Annotated in this window: 16 protein-coding genes and 2 pseudogenes; 10 read left to right on the top strand and 8 right to left on the bottom strand. The window is 56.8% G+C overall.

From position 1 onward, the window contains the following. The first annotated feature begins 388 nt into the window (after positions 1-388). From ACR3FF_RS03910 to ACR3FF_RS27395, 6 genes and pseudogenes are all read left to right on the top strand, one after another. A complete protein-coding gene (locus ACR3FF_RS03910) occupies positions 389-811 on the top strand; it encodes a DUF8030 family protein (protein WP_458186231.1) in 423 nt (140 codons plus the stop codon). Between the two features lie 123 nt (positions 812-934). Continuing rightward, the gene (locus ACR3FF_RS03905) at positions 935-1,225 is read left to right on the top strand and encodes a DUF8069 family protein (protein ID WP_458186229.1); all 291 of its coding nucleotides are present in this window, start codon (positions 935-937) and stop codon (positions 1,223-1,225) included. Continuing rightward, positions 1,225-1,419, top strand: a complete 195-nt coding sequence (locus ACR3FF_RS27400; RefSeq protein ID WP_472850145.1) for a DUF7558 family protein — start codon at positions 1,225-1,227, stop codon at positions 1,417-1,419. The genes ACR3FF_RS03905 and ACR3FF_RS27400 overlap by 1 nt, the downstream gene beginning before the upstream one ends. A gap of 35 nt (positions 1,420-1,454) precedes the next feature. Beyond that, entirely contained in the window at positions 1,455-2,753 is a 1,299-nt protein-coding gene (locus ACR3FF_RS03895; RefSeq protein WP_458186227.1) for an RNA-guided endonuclease InsQ/TnpB family protein, read from the top strand. Further along, positions 2,750-2,950: a DUF7558 family protein gene (locus tag ACR3FF_RS03890; protein WP_458186356.1), complete on the top strand. Its 201-nt coding sequence runs from the start codon at positions 2,750-2,752 to the stop codon at positions 2,948-2,950. The genes ACR3FF_RS03895 and ACR3FF_RS03890 overlap by 4 nt, the downstream gene beginning before the upstream one ends. A 521-nt stretch (positions 2,951-3,471) precedes the next feature. Beyond that, a pseudogene (locus ACR3FF_RS27395) lies at positions 3,472-3,786 on the top strand (AI-2E family transporter); the annotation flags it as partial. On the opposite strand, the gene ACR3FF_RS27390 reads toward ACR3FF_RS27395, so the two are convergent. The 8 genes and pseudogenes from ACR3FF_RS27390 to ACR3FF_RS03850 form a co-directional block, all read right to left on the bottom strand. Continuing rightward, positions 3,681-4,079, bottom strand: a complete 399-nt coding sequence (locus ACR3FF_RS27390) for a DUF7972 family membrane protein (RefSeq protein WP_472850146.1) — start codon at positions 4,077-4,079, stop codon at positions 3,681-3,683. The pseudogene ACR3FF_RS27395 and the gene ACR3FF_RS27390 overlap by 106 nt on opposite strands. Then, on the bottom strand, positions 4,072-4,269 hold the full coding sequence (locus ACR3FF_RS03880; protein WP_433632173.1) for a DUF4177 domain-containing protein: 198 nt from the start codon (positions 4,267-4,269) through the stop codon (positions 4,072-4,074). The genes ACR3FF_RS27390 and ACR3FF_RS03880 overlap by 8 nt, the downstream gene beginning before the upstream one ends. A 220-nt stretch (positions 4,270-4,489) precedes the next feature. Then, positions 4,490-5,506: a DUF7972 family membrane protein gene (locus ACR3FF_RS03875; RefSeq protein ID WP_458186224.1), complete on the bottom strand. Its 1,017-nt coding sequence runs from the start codon at positions 5,504-5,506 to the stop codon at positions 4,490-4,492. Continuing rightward, positions 5,503-5,709 (bottom strand): DUF4177 domain-containing protein, encoded by a 207-nt coding sequence (locus tag ACR3FF_RS03870; RefSeq protein WP_012945603.1) that lies wholly within the window; start codon positions 5,707-5,709, stop codon positions 5,503-5,505. The genes ACR3FF_RS03875 and ACR3FF_RS03870 overlap by 4 nt, the downstream gene beginning before the upstream one ends. A 73-nt stretch (positions 5,710-5,782) precedes the next feature. Further along, entirely contained in the window at positions 5,783-6,502 is a 720-nt protein-coding gene (locus ACR3FF_RS03865; protein WP_458186222.1) for a DUF2270 domain-containing protein, read from the bottom strand. A gap of 232 nt (positions 6,503-6,734) precedes the next feature. Further along, positions 6,735-8,066, bottom strand: a complete 1,332-nt coding sequence (locus tag ACR3FF_RS03860; protein ID WP_458186220.1) for a hemolysin family protein — start codon at positions 8,064-8,066, stop codon at positions 6,735-6,737. Positions 8,067-8,400: 334 nt separating this feature from the next. Beyond that, positions 8,401-9,270, bottom strand: a pseudogene (locus tag ACR3FF_RS03855) (hypothetical protein). Next, a complete protein-coding gene (locus tag ACR3FF_RS03850; protein ID WP_458186217.1) occupies positions 9,267-10,190 on the bottom strand; it encodes a winged helix-turn-helix domain-containing protein in 924 nt (307 codons plus the stop codon). The pseudogene ACR3FF_RS03855 and the gene ACR3FF_RS03850 overlap by 4 nt, the downstream one beginning before the upstream one ends. Before the next feature lie 739 nt (positions 10,191-10,929). On the opposite strand from ACR3FF_RS03850, the gene ACR3FF_RS03845 reads away from it, so the two are divergent. The 4 genes from ACR3FF_RS03845 to ACR3FF_RS03830 all read left to right on the top strand — a co-directional run bounded on the left by ACR3FF_RS03845 (position 10,930) and on the right by ACR3FF_RS03830 (position 14,357). Then, positions 10,930-11,826 carry a DNA-binding protein gene (locus ACR3FF_RS03845; protein ID WP_458186216.1) on the top strand — a complete coding sequence of 299 codons (897 nt, stop codon included), beginning with the start codon at positions 10,930-10,932 and terminating at the stop codon, positions 11,824-11,826. Positions 11,827-12,039: 213 nt separating this feature from the next. Then, positions 12,040-12,267 (top strand): hypothetical protein, encoded by a 228-nt coding sequence (locus ACR3FF_RS03840; protein WP_458186214.1) that lies wholly within the window; start codon positions 12,040-12,042, stop codon positions 12,265-12,267. 49 nt (positions 12,268-12,316) lie between these two features. Further along, positions 12,317-13,567: a hypothetical protein gene (locus ACR3FF_RS03835; protein ID WP_458186212.1), complete on the top strand. Its 1,251-nt coding sequence runs from the start codon at positions 12,317-12,319 to the stop codon at positions 13,565-13,567. A 97-nt stretch (positions 13,568-13,664) separates the two neighbouring features. Further along, positions 13,665-14,357 carry a hypothetical protein gene (locus ACR3FF_RS03830; protein WP_458186210.1) on the top strand — a complete coding sequence of 231 codons (693 nt, stop codon included), beginning with the start codon at positions 13,665-13,667 and terminating at the stop codon, positions 14,355-14,357. The last annotated feature ends 111 nt before the right edge of the window (positions 14,358-14,468 follow it).

Raw genomic sequence — 14,468 nt, 5'->3', positions numbered from 1 at the left:
TGGTTAGATGCTGCCCAAGCCTGCTCACACTAGAGCACCAATACTCCCGAAATAGAGTGTTTCACCCCACCGTCAAGCACAATTCTCCCCAACCTCCGCATTTTCTGGTTCGTCGAGGACCCTATTACCGCCTGAGAACTGCTCGACGCATATATAAACTAATCTGGGCCTGTCATAATCCACTCTGCACCTCCAGAATTATCCAAAGGAAGGATAGGGTACACCGGTGCAAACGCCGCTGGCTCTCTCCGGCCGAAGGGCCATCAAACGACGACAGCCTCTAGCAGATATGTCAGAATTCACTCACTGCCTGATGATGTGATCTGCGGTTGAGTTTGTCGCCCCCGAGAGGGACGAGGGGGCTGTCGTAGGCACCCACTCAACAACCATGTCATCCGAACACGAGCAACAGCAATCACGACTCCCTAGCGAGCACACTGAGCAACCGAGCGAAGAACCGTGGGCAGATCTCGAACTGACGCTCCCTCACAACAGAAGTCCGACTGGCATCGTCTCATTCGTCGAGTGCGCACTCGTTGAACTCACCCACGAAGACGTCGGGGCCGAGTTCGTCTCGACAAGCGTAGCGGGCGTGAAGCGGACACAGTTCATCGCCGTCGACGACATCGGCCAACGGTTCAAGAAGCGGTATTTCGACGAGCGTCTCGGCTGGCACGAAACGACAGTCAGCCGTGAAGCGGTTCGTGAGGAATTGGTCAACCGACTCTCGCGGTCGTCCTTTGATCGAACTAGTGAGACGCCGAACACTGACCCAGATACGTTCCGCGTGAAGCCCGTTCATCAGTTCTGAGCCCCCACAAGTTAACCAACACAGAACCGCAGTCTCCCTCAGTGTTGGTTAACGGCGTAGCAGCGAGCAGTTTGTCCGCGCCTGAGAGACCGAGGCGCGTAGATTCGCGCCGACGTGATTCCCATGCCCGGTACAGACGTATTCGACGATGCATCGGCCGACCACGAACGGTTTGAAGCGAAACTCGTCGCACAGGATCAAGATGCCGCCCGCGTCGCGGTAGCGGATATTGACGAGAGGAGAGCCCATTCTCTGGTCAATGACCTCGTCGACGACGACGTCGTCACTCCCATCCCCGACGAACGGGTCCTCGTCCACGAGCCAAGCGACGAGGCATTCGACTCGATACTCCAACTCGCGGTCTTCCATCGAGGCTGGACCGCCGCTCGCGACACCAACGAGGGAGGAGAGTGATGCAACAGACACTTGCTGGCTGTGCCTTCTGCGATGCGGTTCCCGGTAGAGACGTGGGGGAGGCACATACCTGGGGAAAAGACGAACGAGTCACAGAGGTGCAAGGAGGAAGCCCACGGCTTCAGCCGTGGGAAGAGTCCGACTCGAAACAAACCACGAGCGATAGCACCCCGACTCCCCCACGCAAGTCGTAGTTTTATAAAGAACTAATCTGATATGTGAAATACGAATGGAGGACGTGATTCGCACCGTCAAAGTCAAACTCGACGTACCCAACGAGCGGTGCGACGACCTCCATCAGACCAAGAACCAGTTCCTCCACTGTGCGAACACCACCGCAGAGTGGGCATGGAGACACCCACACGACTACTGTGTGACCTCGAAACAGAAAGCCGAGAAAGCCCTCTACGAACGACTCCGAAACGAGACGGAGTTGACTGCGAACCTCGTTCAGAAAGGGATTCGGCGCGCTATCGAGGCCACGAAAAGCGGTGTCGCCCGCCTCAAGAAAGGCGACAACACGAGTCAACCGCACTTCGACGCGTGGAGCGTCGTCTACGACAAGCGTTCAGCGACGTTCCACCGCGACCACGTTTCGCTCTCGACGGTGAACGGTCGCGTCAAGTGTGACTACGTGATTCCCGACAGCTCCGGGGGAACGCCGATTGGCGAGTACCTGTTGAATGAGGATTACGAGTTCCGAATGTCCACGTTGCAATACGACCGCGCCACAGAGTCGTTCTACCTCCACGCACGGATGCGCCGAACCACAGACGAACAAGAGCTGTCGATGACTCATTCTGACGCCAAGCACAGAACAGTCCTTGGTGTTGACCTGAACGTGGACGGTTCGCTCGCCGTGACTTCCACAGGCGCGTTCATCGGGAACGCCGACGAGATGAATCATCGACGCCGAGAGTTCGAGAAGACGCGTGGGTCGATGCAACAAACTGGAACGCGGTCGGCACACCTGTCGATTCAGTCGATGAAAAACCGCGGACATCGCTGGATGCAGGACGAACTACACCGAGCGTCTAACCAGATTCTCGAAGAAGCCCGCGACCACGACTGTACTCATATCTCATTCGAGAATTTGACCGACATTCGTAAGCGGATGGCTGGCACCAAGCGGTTCCACGCATGGACGTTCCGACGCCTGTACCAGTACACCGAATACAAAGCCGAAATGTTCGGAATCGAGGTTGAACAGATAAGTCCTGCATACACGAGTCAGCGGTGTTCCAAGTGTGGATTTACGCATGAGGACAATCGGCGGTCGAAGCACCAGTTCGTGTGTCAGAAGTGTGAGTACGAACTGAACGCGGATTATAACGCGAGCAAAAACATCGCTCGCAAACTCTTGAAACGTCTCCACTCGGGGCAGAAGTCCTCGAGTGGAGGCGCACCCTGTCAGTGTGCGCTACCGTCAGGGACGCTGAACCTGAACGGCGATTTCTGCGCCTCCGTCGATTCGACGGCAGAAGGGGAGTCCACTGACAAGCCCACGACTTCAGTCGTGGGTAACTGACACACCCGATCTGCGTCGACTGCGCGATCCAGTCGAATCCCGATCCCGACGATCGTGACCATTACGCCTGCGATAGCTGTGGCCTCGTCGTCGATGCGCTTGCAGCCCTCACACGGTTCCGTGTCGAACTCGCCCACCTGGAAGGTCCACTACAGCTGTGTGCGAGATGTAGTCCCGGCGGCCCAGCAACGTACTGAACTCGCGACCTAAACAACCATCTCGTGAGTCTTGATACAGAATCGTCGTCGGTCGGAAAGTGATGTAGACGGCTCTGTCGAAGACCCACAGTTACTGATAATTTGTTGGGGCCGTGCTGAATACACAGCGCGTCTGCAGCATTAACTTCGGGTGATTAATCATAAAATATCTTGAGTGTAGGTAGCGCCGATTATCGGTTCGCCCACACTTCGGACAGACGTCCGTCCCATACAGTACCGGTGTCAGCAACAGCCACAGTGCTCACAGACGAACACCTGATCGTCAACGTACTCCACGAGCTCGGCACCGTATAGAAGTTGCCGAGAAGGGTAATACGAGAAGCAATGACTGAAAGAGGTACGCAGCCACCTTGGTTTTCGGATCGTATCGGGTTATCGATGATAGCGATCGTCAGCGGAATTCTCGCTGGCCTAATCGTTCTCACACAGCTTCAGTACGTCTCCTCGCTATCGTACTGGCGTACGTTCTCACACCTGTACAACAGCGTCTGGAGCGATATGTGAGTTCGACGATGGCTGCCATTACGCTCATCGTGACCTCGATCTTCGTGATTCTCGTCCCAGTTGCCTACATCCTCACGATCGCAATTCAGCAAGGACTGGGGCTTCTAACGGTCATCCAAGATGGGGAACTCAGTCTCGACATCATTGAGAACCGGATCGAAACCATCGGGTATGTGATCGATTTAGACCTCTTGTATGCTACGTATCAAGAGTCAATCGCAGCGGGATTGCAACGGCTCGCTACCGGCACACTAACCGTCATCAGTGGCCTCCCTGGACTGCTGATCGGACTCACCGTGACGATGTTTGTGCTCTTTACCCTGTTGCGAGACGGCGAACAGTTCCTTACCTGGCTGCGAGCAGTCGTTCCCGTGATAATCGCGCCAACGAGTCCGGCGAACACCGTCTCAACCATGTCGCTCGACTGCATGGTCGAATGCAATGACACCGGTTTCATCACGCCCCAAAGCATGAACACGAGGAAGATCAGGAAAGCGAGCCCGCCGGCGACGACCCACCGGTTGGCCCCGAGCAGCAACCAGAACCAGTACTTGTTGACGTCCGTCCGCTCACGTAGCGTGCTGTCCGTCGAGAGGTCACTCATGAGAGACTGGGCGTTTGAACAGCAGTAGTTTCGTGCCGCCACCGTCGTAGCTGATCGTCTCTGCGAGTTCCCAGCCTTCTGCACCGAGGCGGTTGAGTTCGTCTGTTGGGTCGACCGTCTCTCGCTTGGTCAATCCCTTTGGCGGATCGAGTGTCTTGTATTCCCATTGCTGGTGCATTTCGGTACCCATGAGTTGATATCGGCTCTCACGGTGATGATTCTGCTGACAGGCTGTTCCCGCCGTGTAATGATTGGGAGCGGAGTAGTGTGCTCGTGCATCGTCGTCTACCACAATCATGAGTCTCAGGTAGCCCCGAGTATGGATTTCGACCGATCTGGAAATCCATTTTCAGTACCTCACGAAGCGTCCACGTCCAACCGTGTCTGAGGTTCGAGTTCTGCGTCGGATCTTAGCGTTGTGATTCGCGGAGGATCAGCGGCTCGATGGCAAGTGTCCGTTTCGCTATAGTGACGATGCGAAGGACGTACGAGACGAACAGCATGAATGGAACGAGCGTCACCGCAAACGCACCGCCCACGACGAGGATGATGTGATCGAGACCGAGTGTGCTTCCCGGGAACGTCCCCGCATCGACGATTCCGACCATGATACCCGCAACGGCCAATGCCGGGACTGCAGCATAGAGAATCATCTGAGACAAGTTGATGAGTGCCCACTGGAAGTACAGCGTCTTGATGTGTTCGCGCGCCGGAGCAAATAGAGACAGCGCTGATTTGAGGTCGTCAAGCAAGCCGTGTTCTTCCTCAGTGAGGCTCTCTTCGTATTCGTTCGCGAGACGTTCAACTTGGAAGATTTTCCAGCTATAATTGAAATTCAGTGCGGCGAATAACACATCGAACGAGCCGAACTGCGCACCCTCAAGTTGGTCACGTACCGTGTCAGCGTTCCCGGTGACGCTTTCAGCGAATTCATCGACCTCTTCTCGGAGGTTCTCATCATCATTCTTGCCAATAGACTCTCGAAGAGCTATCGTCCGTTGTGCCGTGATTCCGATGATCTGGCTTAGGAATTCGGATGGGTCGGCAGGACTCGGAGACCCGATTAATTCTTCAGTAAAATCCCGGAAATCCATCGAACTGGCCATACGCTCGCGTTGATCGCCGAGCGGGCCGTTCTCCTGGGAGAGGACGAGCTGACCGATCGTGACGACGAGTGTCGTCCCAGTCACGATGACCGTGATCATCGTCGAGAACATCGTGTCGATCATGTCGCCGGACGCGATTTGCCGTGAAAACGGTGGATCGAGGACAGCGACGGCGATGACGAATGCGACGAACACGGCACTGGTCAGGACGCTGGAGACGAGAAGGCGGTTCGCGCGCAGCAGCAACCAGAGTTTAATCCGACTCTCACCCGAGCGCTCACGCATCGTGTTGGCCGTACTGATGTCGGTCTCGTCAGTCATACTGGCTCACCCGATTGGGCGGGTCGCTTGAAAACGAGATACTTGGTACCGCCTCCCTCATAGTCGATCGTCTCCACAAACTCCCAGCCCTCTGCACCGAGTTGATTCAACTCTGCTTTCGGATCCTCTGCTTCTTTTTGGGTCTCATCGCGCGGTGGGCGAAGCGTCTCGTACTCCCAGCGGGTCACTTCTGATTCGGACATCACTACTAGTAGTTCCTGCAGCCCTCTATACCCCGCTCCACTACCGAGACGGTACGTTATACGGAGAACGGATTTATCGGTCTGTCTCTTTCCAGTCGTCCGTGTCTCCTTCACGGAATTCACCCTTGGCATGGCGCTCGCGGGGCCAAAAAGTGACGCCCAGCAGTACGACGTAGAACACACCCACAACGGCAACCACAACAATCCCGGGGATACGGGCGATTCCAGCGGCTGTCAGCCAGTCTTGGCGCGGCGCGAACGCTGTAATCCTGAAGACCCACGCGACCAAGAGGACACTGAGCAGCGCGAGGTAGACACGCCGGAGCCGGTTTGCGAGTGCTTCGTAGAACGAGACTTTCAGCGTCGGCCTGCGATAGTCTCCGCTCAGTTCAGCTCGCCAGTCGTGACTTTCAGTGCCTTGCGATGGATCGAGGGCGTTTGCGAATAAGTTCTCTTGGATGACTCGAACACGAGAGCGAAAGACGTCGTAGTCCCGGTACCGCCGTGCTTCGATGCCCAGAAAGATGGTGACGACAACGATCCCGATCAGCAAAATATAGTGTGGGTTATCAGCACTCGAAAACGCCCACGTCAGAATTGCTGCCATCAGCGTCACCGCCCACGTCGTCGTCTCGTCGAGGCGCTGCCGCCACGTTCCCACTCGGTCTACCTCTCCGCGATAGGCGTGGGCCATCACCGAACCGAGTCCCGTACTGTCGTCAACCATTTCGCGGCCGATCTCCCGTTGATCTGGTGCTGTTGGGTCGAACTCGTCGCTACCCGAATCGGTCATAAAGGAGAGACACTTCCTCGCTCCATAAGCAGTGTTGGTGACGGCGTAATCTGAGTGTTAGTACTGGAGAACATCGAACAGTACGCAGGTGTAGTGATCGAGTAGTTCACCGGTTTCGACGTGAAACAAACGGAGTCGTTGTGCTGAACTTATCCTCTAAGTCCTGCACGCCGATTTCAACAGATTTGTGATCTGCTACACTGGAAAGTATGATGATCCACGCAAATCCCTGTCAGTCCACTGCTGGATCGTCGATATCTCTTTCGTGGACCCATACCGTCGAAATTCGGGTCCCCTCGACGCTCGTTACCTCAACGACGTGACCGTCGATCTCGACGCGGTCACCAGGTTCTGGCACGCGATTGAGTCGTCCCAGCACCAGCCCACCGATCGTTTCGACCGCTTCGCTATCGAAGTCGCCATCGAGGGCGTCGGAAACTTTCGACAATGGGACTCCGCCGTCGATGTCGTACCCTTCATCGTCACGCGGGCGTATCGAATGTTCGCGCTCATCGAGGTCGAACCCGTCTCGAAGGTCTCCGACGAGGGCCTCAACGATGTCTTCGACCGTCGCAATCCCCTCGAACGCCCCCCACTCGTCGATGACTGCGGCCATCTGCTGGCGATCCTCCCTGAATTGTATCAGGAGATCGCTAATTGACATGGTCTCTGGGACGATGAGAATTTCGCGGGCGATGTCACCGACTACCTCGGCATCCCCATCGTCCACCTCTGCTCGCAATACGTCCTTGACGTCGACGAATCCAACCACTTGGTCACCGTCGTTGGCATCAAGAGCCGGATAGCGCGTGTGACCGGACTCAAAGACGATCGAATGTAGTTCGGAGAGCGTGGCATCCGCCGGAACGCTCACCACGTCCGGCCGTGGGACCATGACCTCCCGCACCACGGTGTCGTCAAGATCGAAGACGCGCTCGATCATCGTCACTTCTGCCATGTCGATGTCCCCGCCCTCGCCCGATCGTGTTAGTACCCGAAGGAGCTCCCGCTCGCCGAGTGTCTCATCCGATTCGGACGCGGGCGGCACACCGAGCGACCGCGTGAACGCATTGGCTGCTCCGTTGAAGACGACAATTCCCGGATAGAGTATGTAATAGAAGAACTTCATTGGCGGGGCGAGGAACAGCGAGAGTCGCTCGGTCTGGGCGATTGCGAGCGTCTTCGGCGCGAGTTCACCGAAGACGACGTGGAGAAACGTGATGATACTAAAGCCGATTGCGAACGCAACGAGATGGATGAGATCCGCCGGGAGAACCGGTTCCAGTACGGGTTCGATGAGTGCCGCCACGGCGGGTTCCCCGACCCACCCCAGTCCCAGCGACGCGATGGTGATGCCGAGTTGCGTCGTGGCGAGGTAGTTGTCGAGGTTCGTCATCACGTCTTGGAGCGTTCCCGAGCCGGGCCGCCCTTCCTCGACGAGTTGATCAACCGACGTTCCCCGAATCCGAACGAAGGCGAACTCTGCTGCGACAAAAAAGCCGTTGAGCACCACGAGAAACAGTGCTAAGACGATTTGGGCAGCTGAGAGCGCGACGTTTACCATCGGTACCCCTGGAACGTACTGCCGTTCGAATGTAGCGTGTCCATATTCATGCATCTCGTTCCATCGACTAAAACCATCTAATGAATTTGTAGGTGACTGACTGCTGTCAGGAGTGAACTGGTTCTGTGGATCTAAAGGCCATCGACTGTCCTCCTCGTTCTGCCGACTGCCTGCGAACAGGGGCTCCGACATTTAGTAGGCGCATCAGCATCGGGTTCTGCTGAAGAGAAGCTCTGTATGTGCCACGCACTTCCTGTCACGGTCTGATGGTTTCAACAGAGCCGTGTAGACTTGCTCACAGCGTAGTCACGGCCTCACTTCCTCCCCTCCGTGGTCAGATCGTCGTTGAGCGACGTTCTACGCGCCGATCAGTTACCGCGACGGCGTCTTTCTCTTCCAGCCGTCTCACAACCCCCTGTATGTCCGCTGCAGACCAATCATTCTCCTGTTGCAGGTCAGCAACCGACTTCGGGTCGTCAAGCGCATGCAGCACTTCGAGCTCCTCGTAGACGCGCTCGGTGATCTCCGCCACGGGGTCGTGCAACGGTGTCGTCACGCTGTGTCGTTCGGTGAGATGGGTCAACGCTTCGTTGACGTACGTCACGAACAACTCTTGCTCCAAGAGTTCGACCTGCGTCTCGAGTTCCGCTTCGACGACGTCGAACTCGAGGCCGGTCTGCATCAACGAGAACATATCCTCGATATCGTCCACCCGACCGGCAACCGCTTTGAACAGGAAGAGATCTTCTGGACTCACGAGCTCGACCACGAGATTCCCCGGGTCGAGATACCGTTCGCTCCTGAAGACTCGCTTCGCTCGTCTTCCGTGCTCCCGCTCGTTTCACTCGCGGGAACTCCGCTCACGAATGCCTGGAGACAGAATCAGCTTGCCGATGACCTGCTGGTTAAAGACGTCGATGCGACACCCATCATCGTTCTCGAGGATTCGCTGGGCACCGAGTTCTTCGTACTCTTCGTCCGGTTCCCGGACAATATCGTATCCTAACTCAAGGAGCACTGCCTGGAGCTGACTCAGATCGTCGCCGAAGGAAACGATGAGATCGATATCTTTGGTCGTCTCTTTGAGTCCGCGAAACGCCATCGACCCACCGCCAATCAAGAAGACGGTGAGCGGGTTGTCCAGCTGCTGGCCGATGCGTTCGAGTTCCGACCGGATGTATGCGCTGTCGAATCGCGCCCTCATAGCGCCACCTCGTACTCTTCAGCCAGTTCCTGGAAGTCCTCCCACTCAGGAAGTCGAGACGTCCGCTGGTCACCGCTGGTGTCGAGATATGTGCAAAGCTCGTTGACGATGTCTTCGACGCCGTACTTGGTGGCTTGGGCTCGGAGCACGTCGCGGTCGATGTCGACGTGACTGAGCAGAAGCAGACAGTATGACTGAGCCCGTGCGCCCGAATCCATTACGAGCATGTGGCAGCACAATGTCTCCGGCGAGAGTTCATTCGTCGTCTCCGAGTAGAGGTAGTATCGACGGTCACGTGCCAACAGCGGGAGGTCATATCGCTGGAATTGGTCTGGTCCTGTCGGAATGAAGTGTTCGTCGGTGATCTCAGTTGTCGTCTGGACAAGGAACTCGTCGAGGGATTCCCACAGAAGCGTGTAGGTGTCGGTCTGTTCTTCGACAGTTTGGCGGTGGACGTGATGGGCAAGCTCACGAGCGAATGTACTCAGCTGTTCGAAGCCGTCATTCAGTGTGTACGCTCCGTCGTCGGTTTGGTAGACGATTCCGCGATGCTGAAGTGGGGCAAGCGCACGGTGGACGGTGCTTCTGTGGACGTCGGCGTGGCGTGCGAGTTCGGTCACGGTCCGTGGGGTATTGAGGTAGTAGCAGACACGGAGGGCAGCCCCTGACAACAGCTCCGGCCAGTCGATGTGTGAATACTGCTGGGTGAGGTCCGTGAGTAACTCGAGTGCCTTTGCGTCCGACAGTCGCACCTGCTTTGTTTTCCCCTGTCGACGTGCCTCGACGAGGCCAGCTGTTTCGAGCTGTTCGACGAGTTCGGAAGTGTAGCTGAGACTTCGATCGAGATTCGTTGCGAGTTCAGAGACCGTCTGCTCACCGTGGAGGGCAGTAAGGGCGCGAACCTCGCCTTCTGTGAGCATACTGTTGCATACTAGCGAACCCATATATAAATGACTTCGGTATTTTGCAACACTCGGCTGAGTAACTCAGTCGAGACAGGAACGTACAGAGTGAAAGCCCTCGGCCGCTCGGCATCCCGCGACCCACGCTGCGCTCCTCGTGCCTGCGGTGCTTACGGAGTCGGGGGACGACCGAGACGGCCTCGCCCTTTCTGAGTCCACCAGGATATCGGCTGTATCACTGAGCGTCGAGCCCGGTTGAACTGGTTCTTTGTTACGGCTCGCCCCGCGCGCCGCTTCCGCCCTCCGCGTCGCTCGCGACCGACCATTCCGGGCGTGCGGGCGCTCTCCGCACCGCGAGCGCCCGTTCCGGGCTAAAATGTATGTGCCCTCGACGCCAGCGGGTATCCCCGTCGGTTGCGCCCCTTGCGGGCTTTCGCGTTCCAGCGCTTTGTGCCGCCTGCGCTGTCGCGCGCCACACAGCGGCGCGCGTTCTCGGCGACAGTCGCCCTGGACACGGTCCCGCGCATCGGGCCGGACACGAGCGGGCATATCCCGCTGGACGCTTGCTCCGGGCGGGTCGGCGCGCGGTGCTGGTTGGGTGACCTTCCTTTGGCGCTCTCGCTCGCGCCCCAAGGGGCGCTCACGAAGGCGCGAGCGAGAGCGCGCAGATGGTTCTGTCGGTCGATGTCGTCGAAGAACCGCGATGTAAGGGCATCGCGGTGTCGGGCGCGTGAGCGCCTTCAGGAGCTGAACTCCAATGTCGAGTAAGAACGTCTTTGGTAATGAGGTTTCGGTCGATGAACAGGCATTCGAAAAAGCGGACGAAGCGGCCGTCGACGAAGAGGGCTTCGAGGTCGTCGATGAGACGCCGAAGTTCCAGGCGACGGTGCAGATGGAAGTGCAGGCAAAGGTCGATGCGAACCACCCAGACGGGATGGTCGACACCAGTGACGAGCGGATTTACGGTGCGACCCTCGAACAGGAAGAGCGCATTCGGGCGCGGGAAGCCGAACTGGAGCGCATCAGTGCCCAGGCAGAGTTGGGGACGCAAGACGGTCGGGAGAAGCGGACGCGAGACATCGCGGCGAAGCGGAGCGCTGAGTGGCGTGCAGAGTTCCAGAAGCGGGCGGCGAGCGTGAACCCGATGGCTGACCCGGAGCGAGGCGATCCTCGTGCAGAACTCACGCAGGAACAGTTGGCGGCGGTGAACAAGCAGTCGATGCGGCTGGCGAAGAAGCTGGATGGCTGGTCGCGAGCAGCGATTGGTCGGCGGCTGGGTGAGGCCGTCGTCGGTGGGAAAGACCTGATGAGCGCGGTCGTCGGGGTGTTCGAAAAGTTGCAGACGGCGCCGGGGACGGTAGTTCCCATCGGGAAGCTCGAGGACGTCAATCGCAAAGAGGTGAGCATCGAAGGTCGTGTGACGCAGTTGTGGGACCCATCGAGTTCAGCGATTTCCCAAGTGGGGCTCATCGAAGACGACAGTGGGAAAACGAAGTTCACGAGCTGGAAAGCGTCGGATGCTCCGTGGATCGAAGAGGGCGAGCGCGTTCGGATTCACGGGGCGGCGAAGAACTGGTACAACGGGCGCGTCTCCGTGGCCCTAACGGGATGGAGCACCGTGATGTTTCCTGAGCGCGGTCGGTGGTGGGAATAGCCGGTCATCGCAGCTCTCTTTTTTGCTCCGTGCCGGACCGACCCAGACCCCACCTCCCCACCCTCCGCTCCGTGCTCGCTTCGCTGCGCGCGCAGCCACGACCTCGGGTGCCGGTCTGACATTTATGGCAGAAAACAGGAGGAGGTGTGCGCGACCGGGCGTGTTTGTCTGACCCCACGAGAGGTGCGGGCGCACCAGCGCTCGGGGTTACGCATGAAAATCGAAGGAGACTATCATTGCGACATCTACGGGGAATTGTTCGAGACGAACTTTGAGTTCCTGAGCCACGGTCAGACGACTGGCCAGCCAGAGATTTACCAGATCAAAGCCTGGGGTCTGTACCAGGATGAGTTCCGCCTCAGAGACTACGGGGGCATTGTCGTATCCGACGACGAGTTCCTTGAACAGCTCCCGTACCCGCTGTCTGAGCCTGACATCTAAGCTTTCAGCAAGGGCTTGATAGTCCCGTATTCCTAACTAGCGTGTAAGAATGGCGGAGGGCAAGGAAGAGACTGAGGAACTCGATTTTGACGAGTTCATGGAAGCTATTGAGGAGCGGCGACAGGAGCGCCGAGAGCAGGTCTCCTTTGAATGGGTGGAAACGATCCGTGAGGCTGGTGAACTCTACCGCGAATCGGAAGATATCGAGGCTGTCGCTGAGGAATTGAATCGCTCCGAGGAACGCATCAAGGAGGCTATCACAGTTTACCGGCTGATATTCGAAGAGCCCCCGGAGGAAGTTGCAGTGAAGGCGTCGACACCTGGACGAGTATTCTTCTCCCTTGACCAGGACGTTGACGAGGAAACGGAGGACGACGAGGAGGAACCGGTTGAGGATCTGCTGCGGGAGTACGTGGGTGCGATCTACCTGGAGCACAACGTCGGCGAGGAACCGGTTGGGAACCCTCCAGAAGAGGCGACTCCTCCGCAGGCAGTTGATTTTGCAGAGATCGGTGAGCAGATAGCGGACAGCTTTACGTTCCCCTCCGAGACGATTTTAGCTGCCAGTCGGATCGGAGAGCTTCAGCAGAGTATTTTGGAGCCTTTCGCCGCAAGCCAGGCAAGCATTCTCGCCAGTATCACGGAACCTATCGCTGTTCAGCAAGCGGATTTGATTGCGGATATTGTGGAGCCGGTGATTGCCCAGCGGGAGCGAATGGTCTCGACTATGATCGCAGCCAGTCTCCCGGACCTGACGAAGCAACTCCAGCTACAGCAGTCAGTCGTGAACTCGGCGATTTCGGGTGCAATGTCGGGTATGCTATCTGATATTCGATTTCCGGAACCAGTTCTCGCTGATCTTGCGTCAATCCAGCCAGCGATTAATGCGGCAGCTGTAGCAGGTGCAGCATCTACTCCGCCAAGCCCCTCCAGATCAGTTACGAGCGAGACTTCGACGACTACGGTTGAGGCGGAGCCTTTGGAGGCGACGGCATCTACGGTTCCGTCGGCGAGTCCTGCAAACGTAACGGTGGATGCGACTCTGCCGGATGTGGACGCGTTTTCGACGGAGATGGCGTTCGAGATCCCGGCGATGTTGGTGCAGGCGACTTTGAGTACGGGAAAGGCTCGGACCTGGTTCACCAGTCTTTCTGAGGAGCACCAGATTTCGGCGGTTCGAGTGCTCTTGGTGGCTGTTGCATTTCATTTGACGGGAAATCCGTGGCTGGCAGGTCTTGCGTATTTGATCGCCCCCTCGGTCCGGTTGATGGTTATTGAGGATTTGCCGGATGGCGGTTGACTGCCACTTTAAAAATACACCTTGGTAGTCCTGTTTATCCTGGATGCGAACCGCGACTGACGGACATTCTTAAGATGTGGAACACTATGTTCCGTTCATGACTGGTCTTGAGGATGCTCTCGGTTGTTTAAGACGTGACCTAGGAGAGGAGAAGTATGTCGTTGATTTTGGGATGCAGCATAAACTACAGTGGATACTCTCGGACTACATTGACGAGGAGACAAATTTTGATCCTCAGGAACACAAGATTTCCAGAATTACTCTTCTCCAGCGGTTCCAAGATACAGTTCTTGAGGTTGCGGAGGAGACCCATGAAGTAGACGATCCTGATTTAGATACCATCTTTCAGAGAAAGAAGAGAGAGGTGCTACGGGATACTCTCGGAAGTGATTTGAGACAGTTTACCGTTGTATTCCCATTGAATCTCCGTGAGAGCAAAAGTATTCCAGACACCTTCTCGACGCCTGGTGCAGATTTTGAGAGAATATCGGAGGACAAATGGAGGGATGGGTATGAACAGCCAGCGCTTGATGCAGATGAGACGAGCCTGGAGGCTTTTTTAGATGAGTCTCCGAACGATCTGTACGCGAATGATGGTGTGGGAGGCCTGTTTACTTTCTGGAAAACCGAGTATGAATCCCGTGACTATCATTACGCCTTAAGTCGGGTTCCGGAGATCATTCGGCTTCTCTTGGGAAAGCTGAATTTCGTTACTTGGCAGTGGAGTCTTGGAAGTCAACCGGCACGTAATACTCGTCCTCCCAACGCAAGATTCTCCCAACTTCGGTAGTTCCCATCGTTCCTGATTACTGACTCGGTTTCTGGGGCGAGACGAGAGTAGCTGGCGCGGATGAGCGAATGATTCAACCAAAGACGGCGGTCTCACTCCAGTGAGAGCGCC

The organism is Haladaptatus ordinarius (assembly GCF_054177595.1).
This window is presented reverse-complemented; position numbering and strand designations above follow the sequence as displayed.

Excerpts from the sequence above, each read along its gene's own strand:
- ACR3FF_RS03850 (WP_458186217.1), bottom strand. The coding sequence starts at position 10,190 with ATGCTCACAGAAGGCGAGGTTCGCGCCCTTACTGCCCTCCACGGTGAG.
- ACR3FF_RS27400 (WP_472850145.1), top strand. The coding sequence starts at position 1,225 with ATGCAACAGACACTTGCTGGCTGTGCCTTCTGCGATGCGGTTCCCGGT.
- ACR3FF_RS03840 (WP_458186214.1), top strand. The coding sequence starts at position 12,040 with ATGAAAATCGAAGGAGACTATCATTGCGACATCTACGGGGAATTGTTC.
- ACR3FF_RS03860 (WP_458186220.1), bottom strand. The coding sequence starts at position 8,066 with ATGGTAAACGTCGCGCTCTCAGCTGCCCAAATCGTCTTAGCACTGTTT.
- ACR3FF_RS03880 (WP_433632173.1), bottom strand. The coding sequence starts at position 4,269 with ATGGGTACCGAAATGCACCAGCAATGGGAATACAAGACACTCGATCCG.
- ACR3FF_RS27390 (WP_472850146.1), bottom strand. The coding sequence starts at position 4,079 with ATGAGTGACCTCTCGACGGACAGCACGCTACGTGAGCGGACGGACGTC.
- ACR3FF_RS03905 (WP_458186229.1), top strand. The coding sequence starts at position 935 with ATGCCCGGTACAGACGTATTCGACGATGCATCGGCCGACCACGAACGG.
- ACR3FF_RS03910 (WP_458186231.1), top strand. The coding sequence starts at position 389 with ATGTCATCCGAACACGAGCAACAGCAATCACGACTCCCTAGCGAGCAC.
- ACR3FF_RS03870 (WP_012945603.1), bottom strand. The coding sequence starts at position 5,709 with ATGTCCGAATCAGAAGTGACCCGCTGGGAGTACGAGACGCTTCGCCCA.
- ACR3FF_RS03835 (WP_458186212.1), top strand. The coding sequence starts at position 12,317 with ATGGCGGAGGGCAAGGAAGAGACTGAGGAACTCGATTTTGACGAGTTC.
- ACR3FF_RS03875 (WP_458186224.1), bottom strand. The coding sequence starts at position 5,506 with ATGACTGACGAGACCGACATCAGTACGGCCAACACGATGCGTGAGCGC.
- ACR3FF_RS03845 (WP_458186216.1), top strand. The coding sequence starts at position 10,930 with ATGTCGAGTAAGAACGTCTTTGGTAATGAGGTTTCGGTCGATGAACAG.
- ACR3FF_RS03865 (WP_458186222.1), bottom strand. The coding sequence starts at position 6,502 with ATGACCGATTCGGGTAGCGACGAGTTCGACCCAACAGCACCAGATCAA.
- ACR3FF_RS03895 (WP_458186227.1), top strand. The coding sequence starts at position 1,455 with ATGGAGGACGTGATTCGCACCGTCAAAGTCAAACTCGACGTACCCAAC.
- ACR3FF_RS03830 (WP_458186210.1), top strand. The coding sequence starts at position 13,665 with ATGACTGGTCTTGAGGATGCTCTCGGTTGTTTAAGACGTGACCTAGGA.